General features: G+C 37.5%; 19 protein-coding genes. All 19 read right to left on the bottom strand.

The window, feature by feature from the left end; genetic code table 11:
- Positions 1–39: 39 nt before the first annotated feature.
- On the bottom strand, positions 40–1,428 hold the full coding sequence (locus NBE98_RS17095; protein WP_250816225.1) for a family 4 glycosyl hydrolase: 1,389 nt from the start codon (positions 1,426–1,428) through the stop codon (positions 40–42).
- 37 nt (positions 1,429–1,465) lie between these two features.
- A complete protein-coding gene (locus NBE98_RS17090; protein ID WP_250816224.1) occupies positions 1,466–2,521 on the bottom strand; it encodes an amidohydrolase family protein in 1,056 nt (351 codons plus the stop codon).
- Positions 2,522–2,566: 45 nt separating this feature from the next.
- Positions 2,567–3,397, bottom strand: a complete 831-nt coding sequence (locus NBE98_RS17085) for a carbohydrate ABC transporter permease (RefSeq protein ID WP_250816223.1) — start codon at positions 3,395–3,397, stop codon at positions 2,567–2,569.
- 67 nt (positions 3,398–3,464) lie between these two features.
- A complete protein-coding gene (locus tag NBE98_RS17080; RefSeq protein WP_250816222.1) occupies positions 3,465–4,373 on the bottom strand; it encodes a carbohydrate ABC transporter permease in 909 nt (302 codons plus the stop codon).
- A 141-nt stretch (positions 4,374–4,514) separates the two neighbouring features.
- Positions 4,515–5,807 (bottom strand): ABC transporter substrate-binding protein, encoded by a 1,293-nt coding sequence (locus NBE98_RS17075; RefSeq protein WP_250816221.1) that lies wholly within the window; start codon positions 5,805–5,807, stop codon positions 4,515–4,517.
- Between the two features lie 105 nt (positions 5,808–5,912).
- Positions 5,913–6,926 carry a LacI family DNA-binding transcriptional regulator gene (locus NBE98_RS17070; protein WP_250816220.1) on the bottom strand — a complete coding sequence of 338 codons (1,014 nt, stop codon included), beginning with the start codon at positions 6,924–6,926 and terminating at the stop codon, positions 5,913–5,915.
- Between the two features lie 373 nt (positions 6,927–7,299).
- Positions 7,300–7,953: a fructose-6-phosphate aldolase gene (fsa, locus tag NBE98_RS17065; RefSeq protein ID WP_250816219.1), complete on the bottom strand. Its 654-nt coding sequence runs from the start codon at positions 7,951–7,953 to the stop codon at positions 7,300–7,302.
- 52 nt (positions 7,954–8,005) lie between these two features.
- Positions 8,006–9,676: a ribulokinase gene (locus NBE98_RS17060; RefSeq protein ID WP_250816218.1), complete on the bottom strand. Its 1,671-nt coding sequence runs from the start codon at positions 9,674–9,676 to the stop codon at positions 8,006–8,008.
- 74 nt (positions 9,677–9,750) lie between these two features.
- Positions 9,751–11,538 carry an L-fucose isomerase gene (locus tag NBE98_RS17055; protein ID WP_250816217.1) on the bottom strand — a complete coding sequence of 596 codons (1,788 nt, stop codon included), beginning with the start codon at positions 11,536–11,538 and terminating at the stop codon, positions 9,751–9,753.
- Between the two features lie 15 nt (positions 11,539–11,553).
- Complete coding sequence (locus NBE98_RS17050) at positions 11,554–11,979, bottom strand: RbsD/FucU family protein (RefSeq protein ID WP_250816216.1); 426 nt, start codon at positions 11,977–11,979, stop codon at positions 11,554–11,556.
- On the bottom strand, positions 11,936–13,618 hold the full coding sequence (locus NBE98_RS17045) for a glycoside hydrolase family 183 protein (RefSeq protein ID WP_250816215.1): 1,683 nt from the start codon (positions 13,616–13,618) through the stop codon (positions 11,936–11,938). Before NBE98_RS17045 ends, NBE98_RS17050 begins: the two co-directional genes overlap by 44 nt.
- Positions 13,619–13,643: 25 nt before the next feature.
- Positions 13,644–14,726: a glycoside hydrolase family 172 protein gene (locus NBE98_RS17040; RefSeq protein WP_250816214.1), complete on the bottom strand. Its 1,083-nt coding sequence runs from the start codon at positions 14,724–14,726 to the stop codon at positions 13,644–13,646.
- A 146-nt stretch (positions 14,727–14,872) separates the two neighbouring features.
- Positions 14,873–17,272 (bottom strand): GH116 family glycosyl-hydrolase, encoded by a 2,400-nt coding sequence (locus tag NBE98_RS17035; protein WP_250816213.1) that lies wholly within the window; start codon positions 17,270–17,272, stop codon positions 14,873–14,875.
- Positions 17,273–17,294: 22 nt separating this feature from the next.
- Positions 17,295–18,116, bottom strand: coding sequence for a carbohydrate ABC transporter permease (locus NBE98_RS17030; RefSeq protein WP_250816212.1), 822 nt, complete (start codon positions 18,114–18,116; stop codon positions 17,295–17,297).
- Between the two features lie 18 nt (positions 18,117–18,134).
- Positions 18,135–19,070 (bottom strand): carbohydrate ABC transporter permease, encoded by a 936-nt coding sequence (locus NBE98_RS22550; RefSeq protein WP_250816211.1) that lies wholly within the window; start codon positions 19,068–19,070, stop codon positions 18,135–18,137.
- Between the two features lie 83 nt (positions 19,071–19,153).
- The gene (locus tag NBE98_RS17020; RefSeq protein ID WP_250816210.1) at positions 19,154–20,521 is read right to left on the bottom strand and encodes an ABC transporter substrate-binding protein; all 1,368 of its coding nucleotides are present in this window, start codon (positions 20,519–20,521) and stop codon (positions 19,154–19,156) included.
- Positions 20,522–20,595: 74 nt separating this feature from the next.
- A complete protein-coding gene (locus NBE98_RS17015; protein ID WP_250816209.1) occupies positions 20,596–22,935 on the bottom strand; it encodes a DUF6259 domain-containing protein in 2,340 nt (779 codons plus the stop codon).
- 25 nt (positions 22,936–22,960) lie between these two features.
- A complete protein-coding gene (locus tag NBE98_RS17010) occupies positions 22,961–23,971 on the bottom strand; it encodes a LacI family DNA-binding transcriptional regulator (protein ID WP_250816208.1) in 1,011 nt (336 codons plus the stop codon).
- A gap of 70 nt (positions 23,972–24,041) precedes the next feature.
- Entirely contained in the window at positions 24,042–25,151 is a 1,110-nt protein-coding gene (locus tag NBE98_RS17005; protein WP_250816207.1) for a glycoside hydrolase family 172 protein, read from the bottom strand.
- Positions 25,152–25,159: the final 8 nt, after the last annotated feature.

Raw genomic sequence — 25,159 nt, 5'->3', positions numbered from 1 at the left:
CACTTGCCTTCCATTATAAAGTTATAAGCCCGTAATATATCAGCTTATACTTATATTTTCCATGTAAATAGAATATTTTTTAAAAAATATATCAGCTAATTCTCTTGCTACTTCCATATCATTTACAAGAGGATGAATGTACAACCCTTTAACAGCTGAATCCCTGTCTCCTTCCAGTATGGCTTTAATTGTACAGCGTTCAAAATATTTAATACGCTTTATCTGAAGCAGTTGGAACTCATCTATAATACCGATATTTATGGGATGCGCACCTTGCTTGTCAATAGTGCACGTAATTTCCACTACGTCATCAGGAGCCAATCCATCGATTGCTTCTTCATTTGGCACAGAAAGCACCATTTGTGTTTTATTACCATTAGTTACTGCCTTTATAAACTTAAGAGCTACTGCAGCATAACCACCCTCATCAGGCTTATCAATAAACTCATCTATTGTAGGCACCTTCCAGGAATGCGGACGTTCGCTTCCGCTTTCAACTGAAAAATAGGCATTTTCTCTTTTAGCATAGGAATTCATATACAGATTAAATGCTTTTTCAAGCTCCAATTGTATATCAACCTTTTCAAGTTCTTCTTCCAATTCCTTATTTATATAGTAAATCATTTCTCCTCGAGGATGCTCTGCTTGCTTTATAAGCTTCAAGGATTTTTCCCTGCTGTAATAAAAGTATAAATACTCATTCAGCATACAGTTTCCGTTCAAGCTGCACATGTCATAATCAAAGAGACGAAGTTCAGTATTCTTATAAGTTTCTGGCTTCATCAATAAATCATACTGAACAGCTTTCCCATTTGCAGAGGCATTTCTAAACCAGGATAGATGATTAAGTCCATAGCACTCAATGCTTAATCCATCGCTACCTACGCCTAGTACTTCTTCCAGCTGCTTAATAAAGCCGCTAGGTGCGTCGCAAATTCCATATACATTAGAGAATCCAGAGCTTCGAAGAGCTTGAGTAACTATACCGCTTGGATTTGTAAAATTAAATATCAAATGTGTGGGATTTGCCACCTCCTTTGCTAACTTACAGTATTCAATCAGCACAGGCACACTCCTTATTGCCATTGCAAAACCGCCGGCTCCTGTTGTTTCCTGCCCAAGTACTCCAAGCTTAAGACAAGCCTCTTCATCGAACCTTCTAGCTTCATCACCGCCAACACGAAGAGTAGTTATAATGTAGTCGGCATTTTTAAGAGCCTCTCTTGCATCTATCGTAATATCAAACTGGATAGAAGGGTTTATTTTTGCTGCAATTCCCTTTGAAAGAGCCCCGTATTTCATTAGTTTTTGTTCATTATTATCCATCAAAACAATATGGTCGACTTTGATTTCTTCAGCGCTTTTAACCAGCGATTTTGTCAGGAAAACACTTCGAGCGCCTCCCCCTCCCAATACACAAAGCTTCATATTTTCACCAATACCTTTCGTTATGATATGCTGCTTCTTATTTAAATTTTGCAATTTCCTGTTTAAGATAATTTATCTCATCAATTACTTCTTGCTTGTCAGGTCCATCCTGAACTAAGTTGTATAGTGTATCAGCATACTCTAAAACAGCGTCTACATTTATCTTTTTATTGGTTCTTCCAACAAACTTATAATAGTTTTCATAATAAATCTGTCTTAAGGCTTCTTCCGGCAAATCTAAGCCTATGCAGTTTTCTTCAAATGCGACAAACTCCTCTTTAGTCTCCATTACTCTTCTTAAGCAAGCAATGGTTTCCATCCAATGGTCAGAGAAAGTATCGCTTCCAAATAATATCTTATGAGCATTGTTTATAAAGAATTGCCTCCATAGTTCAAGGTCTTTTGCAAAGTTTTCAAACATTTCCCAACCTGGTGTAATATCAAAATAAAGATTAGCATATCTGTCTAACATTTCGCTGCATAATCCATATTGATCAGATATAAAGAAGAAATGTGGTATGCAAATCTTCAATTTAGGATGCTTTCTTAAAAATCTAAAGGTCTCCTCATCAATTTCGTATTTATGCGGATAGCTTCCATCTCCATAAAAATTACCGCTTGCAACAGCCCAGTTAGGCATTCTATCACGGTACCAGAACTCAATAGGATCATTTATATGATACATTATTGGTATCTGCCTTTTTTCAGCGTAATCAAACATCTTATCATAGCTTTCATCATCTAGTGGTATGTCAAGCATCTTTCTTATAGTTGGCTTCCCATCCAGCATTTTGATTCCATCAAACCCAGCTTCATCAAACCATTTAATCTGGCGCAGAAGTTCATCTGCATTAGGAACCTTTCCGTTGAAATAATGAAAAGATGCAAAGGCTTGACATCTTCCACCTTCTTGAAGCTTCAGCAGCGCACCTAAAAGATTCTGAGTCAACGCTTTATTTATTGGAACAACTGTACATGCTAAATGTGTCCAGTTTGTAAAACCGCAATAATCAATCATGTCCACACACTTGTCAATGTCCTTTGAATCAAAGAGATGTATGTGACAATCATTGATTGAATATTTAAAATACATATAAATCACACTCCTTTTTTATAATCTACCTACACAATACAATTTCTAACCTTTCAAGCCGCTTCTCGCAATGCCGGCAACAAATTGCTTCTGAAATATTACAAATATGATAACCATGGGCAGTACAGATATTACAGCTCCAGCCATTACCTGCTCATAGTAAGTTGTATGTTCACCTATAAGCATTGCAAGACCTGCTGAAAGTGTCATCTTTTCAATATTTCTATTAACTATAATTGGCCACATGAGCTCTTTCCAGGTGCTGAGCATAATCATAATCCCCAATGAAACCAAGCCCGGTTTTGTAAGTGGAAGCAGTATATTCCAAAATATTCTAAAGTATCCGCAGCCGTCTATAAGAGCTGCTTCATCAAGCTCCTTTGGAATGGTTGAAAAAAACTGTTTCATCATAAAAACCCCAAAGACGCTGAAAATGCTTGGAAGAACTAGAGCAGTCAAAGTATTTGTAATGCCGAGATTAACCATTAAATTAAAGCGTGGGATAATAAAGATTTGTCCAGGAACCATCATAAAGCCCAACATTAACAGAAATATAATATCTCTTCCTGGAAAATTCAATCTTGAAAATGCATAAGCTGCTAGTGAAACAATAATCAGCTGCCCAGCTACTGTTGCTATGGTCACTAAAAATGTATTTAAATATAAAATAATAAAAGGGAACTTCTCGAATACAATTTTATAGTTTATCCATTTTATTGCCTTTGGCAGTATTTGCATTGGAATACGAATGGTTTCTTCATAGGTTTTTACAGAGGTAATGAACATCCAAATAAACGGCCCTACCATGATGAATGAGAATACAGCAAGGGAAAGGCCAACTAACAAGCTGCTTTTATTTAACTTTTTTATTTTCATTCTATTGTCATACTCCTATCTATAACAATTTCATTTCTACATACTTTCTGAAACAAAACCGAGGTTTTTAGTTGTCATAATTTACCCAATACTTTTGGAAATATAATTGTGCGCTAGTGAAAATCATTATAATACTGCATAAGATGATGGATATTGCTGAAGCGTATCCACGCAGGTTTTTAACAAATGCTAACTCATAGAAATAGGTTACTACGCTTATAGAATACTGATAAGCAATGGAATTTCTTTGTATCATTAAAAATATGAAGTCAAAGATCTGCAGAATTCCTATTGCTGACATTATTGTAGAAAAGAAAATAATTGGAGTTAATAATGGTATAGTTACTTTAAAAAACAATTGGACAGGACCGGCTCCGTCTACTATTGCCGCCTCATAATATGATGGATCGATAGACTGCATTCCGCCTAACATTATAATTACATAATAACTTACCATTGACCAAACAAGGGCTATCAAGATTGCCCATTTTACAGTTTTCGGTTCACTGAGCCAAGCTACTGAGGTTATTCCAACCTTCTCTAGCAAATAATTAACAATGCCGAATTTATAATTTAAGAGCCAACGCCACAATATGCCGATAGCTGCAGGCATGGTAATAGCTGGTACGAAGATACAAACTCTATAGAACGTACGCCCTTTAATCTTCTTATTCAGCAGGTGAGCTATTATAACGGAAAATATAATGACTAAAGGCACCCCAAAAATAGTATAAAAGAAGGTGTTTTTCAATGCTAAAAAGAAATCCGGATCCGTAAATGCATTGATGTAATTTTCAAGTCCAATGAATTTTGGTTTGCCAAAGGCTCCAACCTTATTAAAGCTAAAATATATATTTTGAAAAAAGGCATACCCTGAAAAGATTCCTAGCCCTATTGCCATTGGGGCGATAAATAAATATCCGGCAATTATTTCATTAAGCCTTCTTGAAGAATATTTAATCCTTTTTATGCCCATGAATATATACTCCTTTACTTTGTTATGTGAAAACTGCTTCATTCGTTAGATTCAATGAAGCAGTTTTATCTTAGCACCAGTATATAAAACATTTGTACTAATCTTTATTTCCCATGATAATGTGAAATTTTACAGTACAGTCTATTTCTTGTACAATTTATCTAGAACTTCCTGAGCTTTTGATGAACCTTCCTGTAAAGCTTGTTTTGTCGTCACAACCCCAGAAAGTGCCTTTTGCACTGCATCGTCTACAAAAGAAGTCCATTCAAAATTGCCATTGCTTGGATAAGGGAACCCGGTTTTTGATGCGTCTAATATTACCTGGGCATCTATATTCTTAAAGTTCTTCAAATATCCAGCTTGTGCATTTTTATTGGCTGGTATATCTATTCCATTAACTGCTTCATTATTCAAGGATTCTTCTGAAGTAAGATACTTTATCAGTTCCCAAGCTGCATCTGGATTTTTGCTTGATGCTGATAAACAGTAGCCAAGTCCTCCTAATACTGAAGAATTGCTTCCATTTAAAGAAGGCATTTGGAGTAATCCTATCTTTCCGTTTTTGCCAATTGTGGAGCCTTCTAATACAGAAGATTTCCATGAGCCTATGAATACCATTGCTCCTTGACCAGATAAGAAAAGATCCGTACCCTTTGTCTCAGAAAGCACTTTATATGACGCCATAAGCTTATTGCTCATTAAATCTACCATATTCTGAATTGCACCTACTGATGCATCCAAGCCCATACCGGTTTTCTTACCATCATCACTAACATAATAACCACCATTTTGTTTTACAAAATTCAGCCAAGATGGTTGTCCGTCTAATTCCATAACAATTGGATACTCGCTTCCTCCAGCTTTGCTAATCTTGTCTCGAAGCTGAGCTGCAGTATTTTTCATATCATCCCAAGTCCATCCCTTTTTAGGCTGTTCAACGCCATAGCGCTCAAATATCTCCTTGTTATAAGCTACAAAGACGCTATCAAGACCTTTAGGCAGGGCATATTGTTTTCCTCCTAACTTGAAAGCGTTTACACGACCTTCAACATACTGCCCCATATCTAATTTATCTTTAGCTATGTATTCATCAAGAGGCTTTACAACTCCTGCATCTGCATACTTGGTCAAATAAACATTCATCCACATTACATCGGCTGATTCTTTAGTTTGCAAGGAAGCATCTAGCTTTGTCCAGTAGTTGTTCCATGGAACCTGCTCTATAGTTGCAATTATCTTTCCTTCATGTGCCTTATTAAACTTGTCAATTGACTGCTGAATTACAGGTTTTTGTACTTCATCCCACATCACAAGGCTAATATTAACCGGATTGTTCTGTTTGCCGTTGTTTACAGCCTTATCCTGTTTGCTGCAGCCTATTGCAGACATTGTCATGCATAAGCAAATAGCTGCTACTGATAATTTTTTCCACATAAAATTTCCCCCTTTTCACTTCATGTAAACTTTGATAAATTTAGTTTTATTTTATACTAGTCAGCACTCCTCCCTCATACATATTTTGAGTCATATCGTAATACATTAAAGCCTATTTGATTCTATCTCTGCAGCTTCTCTATTTATTTCCATGCAGCTTCCTCTTTCCTTTATACAAAATGGAAGTGATATTTCTACATTATCAATCTTTCCTTCTTCTAAAAATAATTCTAAGGTTTTGGTTATAAAGCTTTTCATTGGCTGATGAATAGTTGTAAGTGCAGGTCTTATTCTAGATGCAATCTGCAAATCATCAAAACCAAGCACCGAAACCTCTTCGGGTACGCGAATTCCTGCATCAAATAATGCAGCCATTGCCCCCATTGCCAGTTCATCGCTATAAGCAAATATTGCTGTAAACTTCTTTCCCTTGTCTAAAAATCTTTTTGTTGCTTCATATCCAGCTTCATATGTAACAGGGCCATAGCTAATAGCTTCTTCTTCAAACTTCAAGGAGCTTTCCTCCATTGCTCTTTTGCTTCCTGTCATCCTTTGAAATCCTGCACTAATGTTTTGTATATGATCTGAAATAAACATAATATCTCTATGACCAAGCTTAATCAGATATTTCGTTCCCTCATAGGCCGCTGCCATATCATTAACATGAACCATATCAGAACTATGATTAAGGGCTGCTCCGCCGCACATCACTGTCCTAATGCCTCTTTCCTCCATAAAGTTAAGGATGTCTTTGTCTATCTCTTCTTCAAAATAAATAATTCCTCTGAAATTATGTTTTTCAACAATATCTTTGTAACTATAGCTGTTCTCTTGGTTGGTTGGAATAATAACAAGGCTAAAATTATAGTTTTCAGCTTGTTCAATCAACTCTCTAAGAGCATCACCATAGAATCCATAGCGCAAGTGCGGAAGTAAAACACCGATTAAATTGCTTGATTTAATTTTCTTCATTTTAGGGCTGTATTCCATGTCTTGCAGTACTATTTCAATCTTTTCTATAGTATCACTGTTCAATTTTTGATTACCATTAAAATATCTAGATACTGTTGCAGGAGATACGCCTGCTGCTGTAGCGATTTTTCTCACAGTCGTTTTCATTGTTTGTTCCTTTCGTATTTAAAATATTTGAAAAATTTTATCTATATTAGTTAATTTGTTTCATAGAAATATCATTGTTTGTTTCTGAAACATATTGTAAAATCACTTCCTGCTATTTCATTTCTTCAATACATTTTTTACCTCTTATTTTAATTATAAGTAGTTATTGCTGTAAATTCAAGATAATTTTCATTCTTTTTTGAATATTTTTGTAAATTGTTTCAGAAACATTTTTATATGTTTTTCACTTATTATTAACACAAATTGTTTTTTACGTAGCAAAAGCTGGTGCACATTAGCACCAGCTTTGAAATTTATTTTTATTTAATTGGCACCTTCAAATCCAAGTTTTTTGAAGAGTCATACTGTTAAGCTAGCTTATTTTATTAAATGCTTCATTCCAGTCCTTCATAAACCTTTCAATTCCGCTATCAGTTAAAGGATGCTTTAACATTTGCTTTATAACTGCAAATGGAACTGTAGCTATGTGAGAACCTGCCGCTGCTGCTTCTTGTACATGAATTGGGTTCCTTGTACTTGCTGTAATAATTTCAGTTCCTATCTTATGAATATTAAATATATGAGCTATTTTCTCTATAAGCTCCATGGAATTTGCAGCTATATCATCTAACCTTCCAAGGAATGGGCTTACATAGGATGCTCCTGCTCTAGCTGCAAGCAATGCCTGAGAAGGTGTGAAAATTAGTGTTACATTAGTCTTTATTCCTTCACTTGAAAGCACCTTTACAGCCTTTAGCCCCTCACTAGTCATAGGTATCTTAACTACCATATTTTTATGAATTTTAGCTATTTCTCTACCCTCTTCTATCATATCTTCAGCATTCAAGCTTATAACCTCTCCACTTATTGGTCCGTCAACTATGGAGATTATCTCTTTAATAACTTCACTGAAATCTCGTCCTTCTTTTGCAATCAATGATGGATTTGTAGTCACTCCACAAATAACCCCCATTTCATTTGCTTCTCTTATTTCCTCAACATTGGCAGTATCAATAAATAATTTCATTAGTTTAGTCCTCCAAATACATAATCTATTTTTTTCGTAGAATTAAAAATTGTTAGTCGTTGCTTTTAAGTGCTTTTAAAACCTTCATAACATTATTTTCGCCTTTGCCAAAATAATCGTATAGTTTCTTATATTCTAGGTACAATTTTCCATACACCTTTACATTCTCAGGTATCGGCTTAAACACCTCGTCCTTTAATCGTGCCATTTTTTCTGCAGCTTCTAACAAACTATCGTATCCTCCGTTTTCTTTACCTGCTGCAACAGCTCCAAACATAGCCGCGCCCAATGCAGGAGTTTGCTTTGAAGCTGAAATTCTTATTTCCATATTAGTAACGTCAGCATAAATCTGCATTAGCATTTTATTCTTCTCTGGCAGCCCTCCGCAGGCATAGAGAGCATCTACAGCTATATCCTCCTCCCTAAATGCTTCTATTATTGCATTAGTTCCAAAGGCTGTGGCTTCAATAAGCGCTCTGTAAATTTCCTCTGGCTTGGTTAATAAGGTTGCCCCTAATATCATTCCTGTTAAATCCGCATCTACAAGAGTAGACCTATTTCCATTCCACCAATCCAAAGCAAGCAGCCCGCTTTCACCTGGCTTTAGCTTTGAAGCCTTCTCCTCTAAAAGAACATGTATGTTAATTCCTCTTTCTCCGGCTTCTTTCATATAGCTTTCAGGAACCTGATTATCAACAAACCATTCAAATATGTCTCCTACAGCAGCCTGTCCTGCTTCATAGCCATAAAAGCCTGGAATGATTCCATCTTCTACTACTCCGCCTACACCCTTTACCAGCTTATTTTCTTTTGATAAAAGCATATGACAGGTTGAGGTTCCCATGATCATAAGCATTTTTCCCGGCTCAACCACTTTGACAGCAGGTGCTGCAACATGAGCATCCACATTGGCTACAGAAACTGATATGCCTTCTCTAAGCCCCATCTTTGCAGCCATCTCCTTGCGAAGTAATCCTGCCTTGCTTCCTATAGGCAGTATAGGACTGTTTAGCTTTTCTTCCACTAAATTTTCAAGCCTAGGATCAAGCGCCTTAAAGAATTTCTTATCAGGATATCCTTCGCTCTTGCTCCATAGAGCCTTATAGCCTGCAGCACAACTGTTTCTTACATTAATTCCTGTAAGCTGCATAGTTACCCAGTCTCCAGCTTCCATAAAGCTGTCTGCATTTGAGTAAATTTCAGGAGCTTCCTTTAAAATCTGCCAAATCTTAGTGACAAGCCATTCTGAGGAAATCTTGCCTCCGTATCTGAACATAAAACTTTCATTTCTTAAGCCTGCAATTTTATTAAAATCATTAGCTTCCCTCTGGGCAGCATGATGCTTCCAAAGCTTAACCCAGGCATGAGGATTAGCTCTATATTCCGAAAGCATGCAAAGCGCTGTGCCATCCTTTGTTACAGGAAGTATGGTGCAGGCTGTAAAGTCAATTCCAATTCCAATTATATCTTCGGGGCTAATACCTGTCTCTTTCATTACCTTTGGCACGACAGTCTCTAATACTTCTATATAATCCTCAGGATTTTGCAAAGCAAAATCTTGAGGAAGCTTTAAATTCGTTTCAGGCAAATATTCATCAATTACACCGCATTTGTAAGGAGTAACTGCTTCAGCAACTTCCATTCCTGTTTCTACTTCTACTAAAACAGCACGTCCTGATTGCGTGCCAAAGTCCAGTCCTATTGCATATTTTTTATTTGACATATAATCACATCCCTCTTTATATTGCAAAGGAAGTACTAAAGCTTAATAGTACTTCCTTTTATCAATTGTCGAATCTACTTTAATCCATATAAAGGTCCATAGGTTTCGCAAGCTCTGAAGTCGGCACTTTCCATGTCTTTTGTTCCATAGGCTCCCCATACGCTTGGTCTGAATACTTTTTCCTCAGGCACATTATGCATAGCTACTGGAATTCTAAGCATCGAAGCTAGAGTTATTAATTCTGCACCTATGTGTCCGTAGCTAATAGCTCCATGATTTGCTCCCCAGTTGTTCATAACTGAATATACATCCTTAAATGCGCCTTCCCCTGTTAAGTTTGGAGCAAACCAGGTTGTTGGCCAGGATGGATCTGTTCTGTCATCCAAGGTCTTATGAACATCTTCAGGAAGCTCAACGGAATAACCCTCTGCAATTTGAAGAACCGCTCCCAGTCCCTTTATCAAATTCAACCTACACATTGTAACTGGCATTCCACCCTTTGTTAAAAATTGTGAGGAATACCCGCCGCCTCTCATGTATCCTAGATTTGCAGGTCTCCAGCTAGTTGCTTCAAGGCATTTTTCAACCTCTTCTTCAGTTATATCCCAAAAAGGCTTCATTGCAGGCTGTCCGTCAATAGACTGCTGTCCAGTAGCATCAAGGGTAGCTGCTCCTGAATTAATAAGGTGTATAAGTCCATTTGCAGCTTTTCCAGTAAGCTCTGTTCCTGTTACTCTCTTAACTGCTTCAGGACTCCAGTAGGTTCTAACATCTGCAAACAATTGTGCTGTGTTTGATAAAAGGTGTCCAAATAGCATTGATGCTCCATTTAAGCTGTCATCCTCTGTTGCATAAACAAAGGCTTCTCTAATTCCATTCCAATCAAAGGAGGAATTTAATATAGCTTCCATGAAGTCTCCATCTGGGAACATATCAGTCCATTGCCTTTGCCCCTGGAAACCTGAAGCAATAGCATTATGTCCTTCTGCTTCCTCTCCGTATCCCATTTCAGCAAGCTTTTGATTTCCTATCATAAGGTCTCTTGCTATTAAGGTCATCTTAACAACAGTTTCCCAATCCTTATCCTTCTGCTCCCTTTTAAATTGCTTTTCTACTGGGTTATTGTCTTTTCCTTCCTTGCAGTTTTCCTTAACCCACTTTAGAGCCTTTTCATATTCGTCTCTGTCATATATTTCAAGTGCAATTCTGCGAGTGAACTCTGCAGTGTCTATGTACTCGCATCTCATTCCTAAATAGCTTTCAAAGAAGTCAGGATTAACTACTGAACCTGCTATACCCATTGAAACGCTACCCATTGCCAAATATGATTTACCTCTCATAGTTGCAACTGCCAGTCCAGCTTTTGCAAACTTAAGAAGCTTTTCCTTAACATCCTCTGGAATTGATGTGTCGCCTGCATCCTGAACATCTCTGCCGTAAATTCCAAAGGCAGGAAGTCCCTTTTGATTATGTCCTGCAAGTGCTGCTGCAAGGTAAACAGCTCCTGGTCTTTCTGTTCCGTTAAAACCCCATATTGCCTTTGGTATGTTAGGGTTCATATCGATTGTTTCAGTCCCATAGCACCAGCATGGTGTTACGGATATTGAAACGCCCACGCCTTCTCTTTCAAACTTTTCTGCACATCTGGCTGCTTCAGCTACTCCGCCTATGGTAGAGTCTGCAATTACACACTCAACCGCCTCTCCGCTTGGATGTCTTAAATTCTCAGTCAAAAGCTTTTCCAAGGCCTTTGCCATATTCATTGTTTGCTCTTCAAGAGATTCTCTTACACCATTTCTACGTCCGTCAATTATTGGTCTTATTCCTATCTTTGGCAAGCTTCCATTCAATCTGTTGCTCATTTATTGTCCCTCCTATTAAACTGTACCTTTTCTTATTATGATATTTGCATATAAAGCTGGCTCGCTTGTAGCGATTACAGCATATGCATTCTTTGCTTTATCATAAAAATCCTGTCTGGCTGCAATATTAAATTCTTGAAAATTAGATTCATATTTTCTAAGCACTTTCTTATATTCCTCCCAGATCACAGGCAATAGCTTTTCCCCAATATCCACCTGCATTAACGAAGCTGAATATTTAGAATCTGTATCTACAGGAAAGAACTTCAATATTGCGTCTAAAAGCTCAGGAACATTATGACCATCGCATCTAATAAGTCTTTTAGCGCAAGAAGCAGCCGGGAAATTGCCATCTGCAATGACAATTTCGTCTCCGTGTCCCATTTCCATCAAAACTTTAATTAGCTCTGGCGATATTATCTTCGGAATGCCCTTCAGCATTTTCTTCGTCCTCCATTTTTTCAATTTTATAGCTGTTCTTTTTTCCTGACCTGTCTAGTTCCACCTTCATTAGGAACACGTTATATGGATCCCATTGAGACATTGTAAAGTATATAACTCTGCCATTGTCTTCTACATACTTAGGAGTCATAAAGGCTCCATACAAGCCAGGATAGTCGGTTCCTTTAGCAACAGTAACCGGCTCGCTCCACTCTCCCCAAGGTGTTATTCCTTCTCTCATTTCAATTGAAGCAGTTTTCTCGTTCAGATAGGTCATAATCCATCTTCCTAAATATTTATTCCAAATTACAGACAATTCTCCAACAGGACCCTCAATTATTTCTCTTGCATCAGGCATGTTAGAAGACCAAAGTGGCTCTCCATCTTTATCAGTTCCGGCAAAATATTGATATTTGCTTATATCCTCTACGCTGCTTATTGACGACTTCATCAGCTTAACACCGCCGAATCTTCCTTGAGGTATACTCCAAAAATAAATGTCATTTCCCTTTTTAGCTGTAGTTACCTGGATAAAATTGCTTCCTCCCGGCCATTTTACATCGTCTAGCTTTGTCCATGTGTTGCCTCCGTCATCAGAACGCGCCAAGCCACTGTAGTTAGTGGTCCATCTTCCAGGGTCTCCCCAGTGATGAACTGACATAAAGTTTAAGTATAATCTATTGCCTATGCTGAATCCGCCAGTAGGAATAACTGTCATCTCATCGTAATTTATCTTTTTAGAGCTTAACAGCTCCTTGGCATTTCCATCCGGTCCTGTAATGAAACCATCAAAGGTTAATCCGTCAGAAGGATTCTTATCGGATATTACCGCCATGGTACTTGAGCGCCAATTGCTGCCTCCCCCACCTATAAAGTCGTCTGGACGTACGCCAAAGGTGTCGCCGAAGGTCATATAGACCTTTCCGTTCATTTCAATCATGCTTCCAAGGTCAGTACCATACAGATCATATTTATCAGTTTTATTTATTGAATTTTTACCTGTTAACTGTGCTACCTTGGTAAGATTTTTAACTCCATTTAAAACAAACTTGCTGCTGTCAGTTGTGGAAGGCTTTATTTCTTTAACCAAGGAAAAATCATCTACCTGAACCCATGCGTCATTTCCATTTCCCCAGAAGCCTGCATATAATTCCAAACTGTCGTAATCACCTGAATTCACAGTCACAGAAAGCAGCTTGTATTCGTCAGGCTGGCCTGCTGGAGTTTCATCATGAAATACAGTTTCACTTAATATCACAATGCTTCCATCCGCCCTTTTTGCTCTAGCTCCAAAGTATCCATTTGACTGATTTATGCTTTTTACCCAGCCTGAAAAAATATAATCCGTGTTTTTTGCTACGTCAACCTTCTGATAGATATTAGTCCATCCATCCTTAGAATAAATCCAGGCATTATTTAAGCCTGAATGCGAATAGCCTAATTCTCTGTCTACTCCTCCTGCTCCTTCAATTCTCCATGGATGCGATATGGAAGCAGCTGTTTGATTTTCAAAGCCCGCATCTTCAATTAGATTTTCCTGTTCTGCAATAGCTTTCCTGTTGCTTGCCATCCCATCAAATAAAACAATGCCTAAAGAAAACATAACGACCATAAGTAAGCTCATTTTTCTAAATCTCATAAAAACTCCCCCATTTTTAATAAATTTAATTTATTTCAAGCTTTTCAACTCCAGGCAGCTTTGGAAATTCTTGTGTTGGCAGGGTTTGATACCAATATGCCACTGAAGCGATGTCATCTTGCAGAGGCAGATAATACCCTCCATTTCTCCAGCCAAGTGCCTGAATAGTAACCTTTAAATCCTCGTCAAATCTTATTGGGTCTGTTATATGCCATCTGTACATGCCAAAACGCATTTGAGACTGATAAAGCCCGTCTGGGCGAATAACCTGAGGAAGCCCTGCATAAGCAGTTGTGTATTCCTCATATTGGTGGGTTGTCTTATTTTCAAAATTATAGGAGCCGCAGAAATAATCTTCTGTTCCAGTACCGCATATTGTCGGATACTCCTTATCGCCATCCATATAAAACTTTATTTCCCCTTCTCCCCACCAGCCATTGTTATTTACTCCCCAAGCCATGTAGGTTCCAACATAGTGGCCCTTCCCTTTAATACCGTCTACTATTGTATAGACTTCTTTATAAGGAAGAGGATTAACGCGCCTGAACTGTGCGTGAAAGTATGCAGTATCCTCAGAAACCTCTGTTAGTACATAATCTATCTGGTAATAAAGATACATATCCTCCTCGCCAATATTCGTCATTGTTATTCTGCAGTTTTTTCTAAAGGGCATAGTCCAATAACAGTTAAAAGCACTGCCTGGGTTTACTGTTACTGCTAGTGAATTTACGTGAGCATACTGTCCCCAACCGCATGCAAAGAAGTCTCCTACAGGGCATTCAACTGAAGGAATATCCTGATTGTCATAATATATTTTTAATATGCTGTTTCTCCATATTCCAGTTGGAGTCATCCATATATGCTGAATTGCGCCCGGGCCCTCAATATTCCCAAGCTCAAAGGTTTCTTTGGCATGTATAATAATTGAAGGCGACACCTTCCAGCCTCTTCCAAGCTGACTTGAGGCTCTTTCTCCTGTACCTGTGGTTGCCATTCCACCCTTGCCCTTCTCGCCCGTGAAATTTTCAGGGCTAATAGATCGTGTTTTTGCATCTGACAACAGATGCAAATTACTCATGTTTACATTCAAACCGTCAAATTTTTGCATAACTTCCTCCTTTCAGTGGAAACACTGGGCTATTTACGATTACTCGTTTCCCTTTGGGCACTGGGTAACTTAAAATGTTCGCTCAGCTCACAAGCTGCTCGTTAAAGCCATTTTAGAGCTTTAACCATCTCATGCACGCATATTGTCTAATTTTCTATATTTACTTCTATACCATCCAAGCTTCCGTAAAGCACTTCTATGCTCCATTCAGCTTCTCCTGTATCTGTATTCTTCTTCTGATTGTATATTCCCCATGCTTTGCCTGTGCTCCAGAAACAAGAAAAGTCCTCTTCATTTATTACAGGCTTGAAGCTCACTTTTCCATTTACCATGTCATACTTAAATCCGCTAAGTGCTATTAAAACCGCCCAGCTAGCCAATGAACGAGCATAGTGATTGCCGCACTCCACTTCATTCCATGGGTTTCTTTTGTAGCCGTCATGTCTGTCTCTTACTGCCTTTACAATAGACAGTCCCTCGTCAATAAAGCCTTCATAAATTAAATGTGAAGCAACCTGATATTCAATTCCTGTCCATACCTCATCAGAGTACACGAAAGGTAGTCTTGGCCTTCCGCCCTTTGGCCAGGAGCAAAGAATTAACCCGCTTTCATCGTTAAGCACATAGGTTCTTTGCACACTATGTATCTTTCTAAAATCACTTTTAAAATTGTAATTGTATATAGCTTTAACAGCTTTTTTAACATGCTCTTCAGGCAGTATGTATCCTAAGCCTGCTATATGAGCAAGTGATTGACCTAAGACCTGATCCGAAAGACAGCCTATACCATATTGATATTTGTGTTCATTCACATCTTCAATATTTTGTATATAATACTCTCCATTCCATAGGAGTTCATCCATCTTTCTGCTGCCTTTTTCAAAGGCAGTCTGATATTTAATTTGATGCTTAATGTCATGAACAAACTCTGCCATTTCCGCACCTGCTTTTAGTGCAGCAAGAAACATAGAGTTAGTTAAAGAATTGGGACCATAAAATTCGATGTCATAAGTATTGTGCTGCTCTCTGTCAAGTACAAAATCGCTGTCAGAATCCCAATATTCAAAAGCAAAATCTAGAGCTTTGCTTGCTTTATCCCATACTTTTTTCAAAAATTCATTGTCGCCGCTTAATTTCCATTCCCTATAAAGGCGGATTATAGTTCCCATTTGCCCATCAGCAGCCGGAACCATATCAAATTTTTCCTGATCAAAAACTTGCCTTGTTCTAAAAGCCATTAATCCATTTTCATCAGTCTCAATATTAAACTCTACATTTCTAGCAGTTCTTTCAAGTTCCGGGAACAGAAAAGCTAAGGTTTGAGCATAGTTCCATACGTGAGTACAAGTTCCATCGCAGCTGCCCATTGAATCATGACAGCCCTCATAAGCTAAAAATGTGCCATCCTTTATTCTAAAACAAGTGTTGCTTCTTATAACAGTAATATTGCTTGTTAAAGCGTCTATTACATAGTCCGGCAGCGTGCTTCCAAAAATAGACCTGTGAAAACTTCTACTTCCTTTCTCCAGGTGAGACATGTTTTCAAGCATATACTTGCCTGCACTCCAGGCATCCTCGAAGATTGTACTATAATAATTCTTCTCAATCTCTTTAATTTCCTCAAACCAGTCTTTTGGTCTATTAGGAAAATACCAGGTTAAAATAAACTCAAAGGTTTTCTCCTCGTCTGGCTTTAGTGTATGGTAAATCCCTAAAGAACCAACCTTTACTCCCTGAGGTCCTATTTTACTGTCTGGATAGCTGCTCACAGGCTCTTTTTCAAGTCTTCCATCCTGATAAAAATCATCCCAGAAATCCTGAGCTCCATCCCACCAGCCGCCTTTAAGCCAACTTGGCTTTACTGTTGTATTGCAGTCGTCAGTCATCAAAGCCATATTTCCATACTTTAAATCATTATTTTCTAATTTATTCGAGGTAAAAAAAATGCCTTTCGCCATATCTTCCCTGTATTCATTAAAGTTTCCTTCTATTGGCATCATATTATCAAAGCAGTCATACCCGTTGAAGCCTACAATATTAGGGATAGAGCCGGCTACAGTAACATCTACATCCTTCAAGGATGTATTTTTAACCTTATATCTTATAACTGCTCCAGGAATCCCCGAATCATCAGCATTAAGCGGAATAAAGGGAGTAAAAGCTTCAAGAGTTACCTGCACAGGCAAATCGTTGTCCTCAAACTCAACCCATGCAAATGGATATTCTCCTTTAAATTTAGAAGAGCTTAGTCTTGGAAGCCCAGCTAAATTACCCGAATGGTATCCATGAGTCTGAGTATAAGGCTGACAAAGCTCAGCTTCTAATATCTTTACAACTGGTTCCTTATCATATTCTTTTGCCCAAATGCTAAAAAAACTATATGGAACTTTATTTCCTTTAGCTGGCCGATTAAATAGTTCCCAATCTTTAAGCTCTCCTCGTGGACCGATCGAAATGTTGCCTGTCCCTATCCCCCCAAGTAAAAATGCTACTTCGCTGGCATCATTCATGTATATTCTTTGAGAATGCATCGAAGACTTTTCCATTTTGTCTACCTCCATAACAAGATTATTTAATACCAGATATTTTGATTCCTTGAAGGATATGCTTTTGGAATACAAGGAATAACAATATTGTTGGGATTGCAGCTAAGGTTGATGCTGCCATAATTCTTCCCCATTGCGAGGCATAAGTACCTTTAAATAAAGCTATTACCTGCATAACTTGAAACAGCTTTTGATTGGATATTGTCATAGCTGGCCATATATAAGAATTCCAATAGCCTAGAAATGTACTTACACCAACAATAACAAAGGGTGATTTTGAAAGAGGCAGGAAAATATGCACGTATGTTTGAAATCTATTTGCTCCGTCTATAAGTGCTGCTTCCTCAATAGAAGAAGGGATATTTAAATAAAACTGTCTTATAAAGAAAATATTATAGCCTGTGGCCAATCCAGGAACAATTAAAACCGATAAGCTGTCCAACATTCCTAATTTTGCAACAACTACAAAGGAGGTTATTAAAATAGCTATATTGGGTATAAACATTGTTACTATTTCATATGCCCATAAGTATTTTTTAAAGGGAAACTCCAGCCTTGCAAAAACATAGGCGCTCATAGAATTGATCAGCAGCGATAACATTACTGAAACAAAGGCTACAAAGAAGGTAACAGCTATAGATCTAAAAAACATGCCTTCCTGTATCAATTTTAGATAATTGTCTGTAACAAATTTTGTTGGAAAAAACCTAAATGGAACTGCTAAAACTTCTTTTTCAGGTTTTACTCCTGAAATAGCCATCCATAGGAGAGGGAATAATGATATAAGCCCTACAGCTATACCAAATAAATTTAAAATAACCTTTTTAATTTTGAATTTCCTCATTATGTTACCTCCCTTATATTAAGCATCCATAGACTTTTCAGATTTGATTATGGTAAATATCAGCCCGGAAATTAAGCTGAGCACTATAACCATTAAAAGTGAAGCCGCTACTGTAGGTCCCATAGTAGGATTGCTCTTGAAGTTATTAAAGATATAAACAATTGGAGTTAGGTTGCTGTTTGTAGGCCCTCCTCCTGTCATCATATACGGAACGTTAAACTCTGTTAATGCTCCAGTTACAAGAGTAATGGTTATCAGAATAAATATATTTTTCATGGAAGGTATGGTTATATAAATAAGCTTTTCGAAGGCATTTGCTCCTTCCACATCAGCTGCTTCATAGTAAACCTGAGGAATGTCTAATAATCCTGCCAGCATTACTAGAGTATTGTAGCCAAAGCCCAACCAAACTATTGGAATTGAAAGGGCTATGCTGGAAATTAACGGTTTTTTCAAGAATGCTTGTTTTGGTATTCCGAAGTTAGCCAAAATTGAGTTTAATATTCCACCTTGGTAATCATATATGAATGTAAAGATTGCAGCTGCCAGTATACCAGAAATAACAGTAGGTATGTATACCGAGGTTTTTGCAAAGGAAGCTGCTTTTCCTTTCATTCCCTTAAGAACGTGAGAAAACAAAAAACTTACAATAAAGAGAGTTGGTACAATAATAAGAACATATTTTATAGCAACTGTCAGAGATGTTCTAAAAAGCTTGTTTGTTAGAATAACTCTGTAGTTTTTAAAGCCTACGAACTTAGAAGTTCCATAAAAGCTCCAATCTGTAAAGCTTACAGCAATAGAATAAAAAAACGGCACAATAACAAATATTGTTATTAGTATAAAGCCTGGAGCTAACATTAAATAAGCGGTTAGCGCATCGTGTTTTCTCATTCCCAGCGTACCTTTATTAACTTCGGATGATGATTTTATATCTTTTTTTAGTTTTAACACTTTTATCACCCCTATAAGGTATTTAGGACTAACTATATTTTAATTAAATCTGGGGAAAAGCTCCCCAGATTTAACTTAATTATTTATTTGGCAAGCAATGGATTTGTGCCAGCATAGTTATTATTTTTAATATAGTCGTTAATTTCCTGTTCTGATTCTTTTAGAGCATCTTCGACTTTCATATTATTTGTAACAACTTTATCAATTGCATTTGCTACTGAAATGCTTATATCCCATGCATATATTGGTTCTGCTACTGATTTAGGAACTATCTTTTCAGCAATTGTCTTTCTCCACATATCGTTCTTAGCTTCTGCATCATTGTTTATAGCTGTATCAACTGATTTTCTTGGAGAGTATTTTGACCAGCCTGAAGTTTTGAAGAATTCAACGCATCTGCTAGGATCGCTTCCTAAAAGCCAGGTTATATAATCTGCTGCTTCTTTTTTATGCTTTGATTTTGCATCTACTACATAAGTCCATCCGCCAACTGTTGATGTAACTTTGTCTTGGTTTCCATCTTTTGTTGGAGCTACAGCTATGCCTAAATTAGGTATAATATCTGGATAAGTAGTTTTAAGTTGTCCTATACCCCATGAACCGCAGAAGGCCATAGCTAATTTTCCTTCTCCAAAGGCTTTTATATCAGCATATCCCGATAATGCCTGTTCTGGAACAATCTTGCTGTCATATAGCTTTTTATAAAAAGTTAAAAGATCTTTATAGCCACTGTCAGTTACAGTTGCCTTTGACCAATCATCATTTACCGCAAAATGTCCTGCTGCCTGCTGCTGCCAGCCCCAGGTTGCCCATCCCATATCAGCAGCAACGGCTGCAACACCTAATCCGAATACATCACCTTTAGTTAGCTTCTTACCATCTTCAATAAGCTCATCCCAAGTAACTGGTGGTTTTTCTGGATCTAAGCCAGCTGCCTTAAATAAGTCCTTTCTATAGTAAAGAACTGTAGAAGGCTCTAAAAGCTGAGGGTATGCATAATGCTTTCCTTTATAGCCAACAAACTGACTTACGTTTGGATATAAATCATCCCAGGCTGTTTTTGGTATTAAGTCGTCCAATGGTTCTATAAGGCCGTCCTTTGCAGCAAAAGCTATTCCGCCATAATTCATTAAGTATATATCTGGAGCCTCTCCAGCAGCTTGTGCAGATTTCATACTTTGATCCCAAGCATCTCCTGGTATGAATTTTTGCTGTATTTCTACTTTGTCTTGGGACTTGTTAAAGTCTTCTACTACCTTTTCGCTCCAAGCCTTGTTCCAATCCTCAAACACTCTGTTCCATAGGGTAACAACTACTTTTCCCTGCTTTTGGTCAGAGCCGCCAGAATTTTGCGAACCTGCCGGCTTTGATGAACATCCGCCCAAAATAGACATTGTTGAAAATAATGATAAAGCTATGGCTGTCAACTTAAACGTTTTCTTGCTAAACAATTTAATTCCCCCTTTAATCATAAAACTAATTTGGTTTTTATATTTACAAGGGCATTGCCTCCTAAATATTTTAGTTATTTAATTTCAATCATGATTACTTTCCTTGCGGGTATGGTTAACTCCAGCTCCTTTGTTTCATTTTTAGATATTGTTCCCAGGCTTGTATCGCTGCCGTCTTTTATTAAGCTAATACTAAAGTCCTTGCCTTCCAAATTGTATTTTCTCATATCAATTGGAAGCGTTATTTTTTGTTCTTTATCCTGGACATTTGAATAGAATAATCCAAGGCTTTTATTTTCATACATCCAAGCCGAGCTTATAATTGAATCAAGCTTTATCTTGCCTTTTTCGTTATATTCTCCGCCACTTTTAGGAACAAAGTAGTTATACCAGTTAAGTTCAATCTCATAGCCTTTTGCTTCTACTGGCTTCAGCATCTTTCCATAAGCTAAATACTTATTCCCTTTTCCTGTTCTTAAGGAAGCAAATTGCCTTAAATATTCGCCGCGTTCAGGAGCAAGCTCGTATCCAGCTGGCTTAAATGCATAATAATGCTCTTCTGGTGAATTTTCTTTCCCGTTTAAAGCTTCCATTGGTCCATACTCTTCATTTAGTTCATAAAGACCTCCCCAAAGGTAAGTTCTAGCAGCTGTAAAGTAAAATAAATCCCCTGCTTCTTCTGTCAGCTTTCCCCATCCGTCGAGTCTTACTGGACCATACTCGTGATAAACATAGGTGAACATAGGTATTAATTCTGCTTCTCCTGACTTAATCAAATCTCTTAAGTTATATCCTTCAAAGGCTGTTCCAGGTTGAGCGCCAGCTCTTGCCTGGTAATAATCAAGCACATCTAGAAAAACTTCATTTATCATTTCTGTTCCCATTGGTATATATTTGCCTGCTGCTTTTATCATTGCTTCTTTCGTATTTATGTAATTTTCTCTGTAAGCTTCGGTTATTTCCTTACCGCCTCCAACTTTATGTCCATGTGTTGGGTCCATACAAGTCTTCAAAATGTTATTTGCAGAAATATCATAGTAAATTGAATCAACATTATATTCCTTTTGCAGATACTCATCTCTTTTAACGTGCAGGTTTTTTGTAAAATCCGCCACAGGGCATATTAGAGAAAACTTATACTGGTCATTGCTTCTAATATTAACAGGCATCAGTTGAAGAGACTTTTTAACTTTTTCACTATCCGCACCAGCTGTATTTATAAGGTAGTCAAATTCAAAAGGAGCATACTTGTCTCCTATTTTGTTTATGGTATTTATATTATTTGCGTTAAATCTTGCAGGGTACCAGTCATTAAAACCACCAGGCACCCCATTATAATAATTTTGGCGTGACTTAGGCCAATCCGGTCCTAAAACGTGAAATACATTAGTCTGAACCAAATCATGATATCTATTTATCCATTCGGACCTGTCATGCATACCGTTTATTCCAAATGTGGACAGCCCCATATCTTCAAGCAGCCACTTTGCCTTGTTTGAGTCATCCATTTTTGTTAATTTGCCTTTTTGGCTCCATTTTTGTTTCTCTGCCCATTGCCTATATATATCTGAGGCCTCATACCAGCTTCCTTCCTGCATAGTCTTTATAACTACAGGATAGTTTACCTTTATACCCTTTCTAGGTCCTATATCCTCATAACCGTGCATAAAAGAAGCTTCCAATAAATCATTTTTGTTTTTAGCGAAGTTTAGCCACTTTTGATAAAATTCTCCATCATAGGCTGCAAAGTATAATCCTCCATAGCCTTCTCCGTAATAGGTGAAATATTGCATTGTGCTTCCGGAAAAGCCTTCAGGGTAAGGCATAAATCTAAGCCCGTCTCCGCCGAATTTAAAATTCTTCATTGGGCTGTGAATTAAAACGCCTGTAGCGAAACTGTGAGCCAAATAGTCGTTTTCGCCTTTAGAGCTTATGTTCTTTAGGTTGCTTATTACAGGATACTCTATTGCTGCTATGCCTTTTTCCGAGTTGTTTACTACCTCTGAGTAAAAGCTTACCTCATTGCTATCTTTAAGCAGCTGAATCTTTCCAATAACCTGTACCGCAGGGTTAACCTGCCACTTTAATATATATCCAGTGCCATTTTTAACTTCCTTGTCTTTTTCATAGGTGAAGCTTTCAAATTTACTATCTAATTCAAAACTCCAATCAAGCCGAAAAGGATCGCTGCTTTTATTTTCATCAACATACTCCAACTTCTTTGACTTGTCGTAAAAACTGACTATATTGCCTTTAGATTTACTAAAAGAGATAGCTATCTGTTTATTTTCTACAGTTATCAAATTATCATCACCTTTACCTTTTGATTTATTAATATTAGTAAAGATAACCGTGCCTGAAACGATAAGTGCCAAACAAACAAGCCCTGCAAATACGGCTTTTTTGTATTTCAAGCAGCTCACCCCCATAATTATTGCTTTATTCCTGCCTTACACTTGACTGCCTTATAACTAGTCTAGGGAAAAGTTTAACCCTCTTCTTTTCTCCAACATCGCCATTTAATCTGTCCATTAATATTTGCGCGGCATTTCTTCCTATTTCCTCCTGCAGCATAGCTACAGAAGAAAGCTTAGGTGAAACTCTTGTGGCAATATCAGTATTATCCATTCCTATTATTGCTATATCATCAGGTATTTTCACCTGTGCTTCATCACAGGCATTTATAATTCCGATTGCCATAAGGTCGTTGGATGCCACAACAGCAGTAGGCCTTTGTTCCAAGCATAATATTTCCTTGCCGCAAAGGTATCCTCCGCTTTCAGTATAGTTGGATTCAAAAATATACTTGCTCTCAAGCTTTAGACCAGCATCTAAAATAGCGTCTCTATAGCCCATGAATCTCTCGCTTCCTGTTTGCTCTTTCATGTCTCCGCCAACATATGCTATTCTTTGATGTCCTTGCTTTAAAAGATGTTCTGTTGCCATCTTTATACCTAAATAAGTATCCACATACACATAATCAAACTTGTCATCAGAGTCGACTGAATCATACTTATTGGTTAATACAACCGGAGCTTCAGAAGAATTTATGGATTCAATATTTTCATGACAAAAGTTAAAGGATACCATAATCATTCCATCTGCATATTTTTCCTTAAGGTGTTGTATTACTTTTAACTCTTCATTTAGATTATGTTTTGTATAAAACAACACCATTAAATACCCGTACTGTTCAAGTACACTGTTAGCTCCGTTTATCATGTCAAAATAGAATGGGTTGCAGATATCTGGAATTGCAAAGATAATCTTTTCTGTTCTTTTAGTCTTAAGTATTTTTGCAGCGTATGATGGCGCATAGTTAAGCTCCTTGGCTGCATTAAGTATTATTTCTCTTTTGCGTTCATCAACGTAACCTTTTCCGTTTAATGCTCTAGCTACTGTCGAAGGAGAGAATCCTACTTTCTTCGCTATTTCATAAATACTACTCATTTTATTCTTCACCCCCTCAAATTCTTTTGTAATAATTAACTCTAGACTGTCTTTCAGCTGGCAGTTTCAATTATGGATTTGCATGACTAAACACTTTGTTAATAGTATCATCATTAAAAGGTAAAATATCAGGCACCGGCAGTCTGTCCTTAAGCGGCAATATCCTTTCAAATTCCTTATGCGGTTCTGTTTGATACCAGTACGCTGTGGAAGAAATATCATCACAGCGATGGTTATTATGTCCATGCTCTATTGTAACTTTTATGCTCTTTTCAAAAATTATTGGGTCTAAAATATGATATCTGTAGGTTGATATTTTTCCACCCCAGTTTGGACCTCCTCCAAGTATTATACCATGGTAAGGAGTACATACTTCCTGTTGAGGGCACCAAGCTGTATTAAAGTAGTCTTCTGTTCCAGTACCGTGAAGAGATGGCGGCCAGTGTTCTCCGTCTATGAATATCATGTCGTCTCCCTCGCCATACCAGTTCCATTCTCTCGTAGCCCTTAAGTTATGCACGTTGAAGTTGCAGCCTACATAGTGTCCTTTTCCTTCAGCCTCAAGTATAACGTAATTACCTTCTCCGGTAGTGTTTTTGCCGCCAAATTCGTATTCAGCGTTGTCTATATCCTTATCTGAAATTCCATCTGTTGGACATTGCCTGCTCCACTTAGCATGAAATCTTAATTCATCTTCCGGAATAGCATCATGCTCTTCATAGTTTACATAAAAATAAAACTTAACCTCGTTTTCTGCTTCGCTTTCTATCTCAATTCTTGCACCGCTGGCAAACGGCATTGGGAAGAAGCAGTTAAAGGCTTTTCCATCTTCAGGACTCATCATAAGAAAAGCAGAAGTATAATTTTTTGTAATACCATGTCCCATTCCGAAAAAGTCTCCAATAGGAACTTCAACGCTTGGACTACTTTCATTATCCCAAAACATTCTTACAATAATTTTTCGAGGTAAGAACTGAATATCAAAAGGACCATTTGGAGTCATAGTCATCCATATGTGTCTTATATAACCACTGCCTTTAATATTGCAAATCTCAATTTTGCTATGTGGAAGGAGAGTGTAAAAATCTTTATTACCTCCGGATCTATCATAGCTTGAAACTCTTTTAGTTTTTCCAGCTCTTACTTGACTTATGCTGCTAGCACCGCTAACTAAATTCATAGACCATC

The organism is Clostridium swellfunianum, assembly GCF_023656515.1.
Classification (GTDB): domain Bacteria; phylum Bacillota; class Clostridia; order Clostridiales; family Clostridiaceae; genus Clostridium_AT; species Clostridium_AT swellfunianum.
Note: the sequence above shows the minus strand (reverse complement) of the source record. Positions and strands in the feature narration are given on the sequence as shown.

Excerpts from the sequence above, each read along its gene's own strand:
- NBE98_RS17050 (WP_250816216.1), bottom strand. The coding sequence starts at position 11,979 with ATGCTGAAGGGCATTCCGAAGATAATATCGCCAGAGCTAATTAAAGTT.
- NBE98_RS17085 (WP_250816223.1), bottom strand. The coding sequence starts at position 3,397 with ATGAAAATAAAAAAGTTAAATAAAAGCAGCTTGTTAGTTGGCCTTTCC.
- NBE98_RS17005 (WP_250816207.1), bottom strand. The coding sequence starts at position 25,151 with ATGAATTTAGTTAGCGGTGCTAGCAGCATAAGTCAAGTAAGAGCTGGA.
- NBE98_RS17080 (WP_250816222.1), bottom strand. The coding sequence starts at position 4,373 with ATGGGCATAAAAAGGATTAAATATTCTTCAAGAAGGCTTAATGAAATA.
- NBE98_RS17060 (WP_250816218.1), bottom strand. The coding sequence starts at position 9,676 with ATGTCAAATAAAAAATATGCAATAGGACTGGACTTTGGCACGCAATCA.
- NBE98_RS17090 (WP_250816224.1), bottom strand. The coding sequence starts at position 2,521 with ATGTATTTTAAATATTCAATCAATGATTGTCACATACATCTCTTTGAT.
- NBE98_RS17055 (WP_250816217.1), bottom strand. The coding sequence starts at position 11,538 with ATGAGCAACAGATTGAATGGAAGCTTGCCAAAGATAGGAATAAGACCA.
- NBE98_RS17095 (WP_250816225.1), bottom strand. The coding sequence starts at position 1,428 with ATGAAGCTTTGTGTATTGGGAGGGGGAGGCGCTCGAAGTGTTTTCCTG.
- NBE98_RS17045 (WP_250816215.1), bottom strand. The coding sequence starts at position 13,618 with ATGAGATTTAGAAAAATGAGCTTACTTATGGTCGTTATGTTTTCTTTA.
- NBE98_RS17040 (WP_250816214.1), bottom strand. The coding sequence starts at position 14,726 with ATGCAAAAATTTGACGGTTTGAATGTAAACATGAGTAATTTGCATCTG.
- fsa (WP_250816219.1), bottom strand. The coding sequence starts at position 7,953 with ATGAAATTATTTATTGATACTGCCAATGTTGAGGAAATAAGAGAAGCA.
- NBE98_RS17030 (WP_250816212.1), bottom strand. The coding sequence starts at position 18,116 with ATGAGGAAATTCAAAATTAAAAAGGTTATTTTAAATTTATTTGGTATA.
- NBE98_RS17010 (WP_250816208.1), bottom strand. The coding sequence starts at position 23,971 with ATGAGTAGTATTTATGAAATAGCGAAGAAAGTAGGATTCTCTCCTTCG.
- NBE98_RS17075 (WP_250816221.1), bottom strand. The coding sequence starts at position 5,807 with ATGTGGAAAAAATTATCAGTAGCAGCTATTTGCTTATGCATGACAATG.
- NBE98_RS17070 (WP_250816220.1), bottom strand. The coding sequence starts at position 6,926 with ATGAAAACGACTGTGAGAAAAATCGCTACAGCAGCAGGCGTATCTCCT.
- NBE98_RS17035 (WP_250816213.1), bottom strand. The coding sequence starts at position 17,272 with ATGGAAAAGTCTTCGATGCATTCTCAAAGAATATACATGAATGATGCC.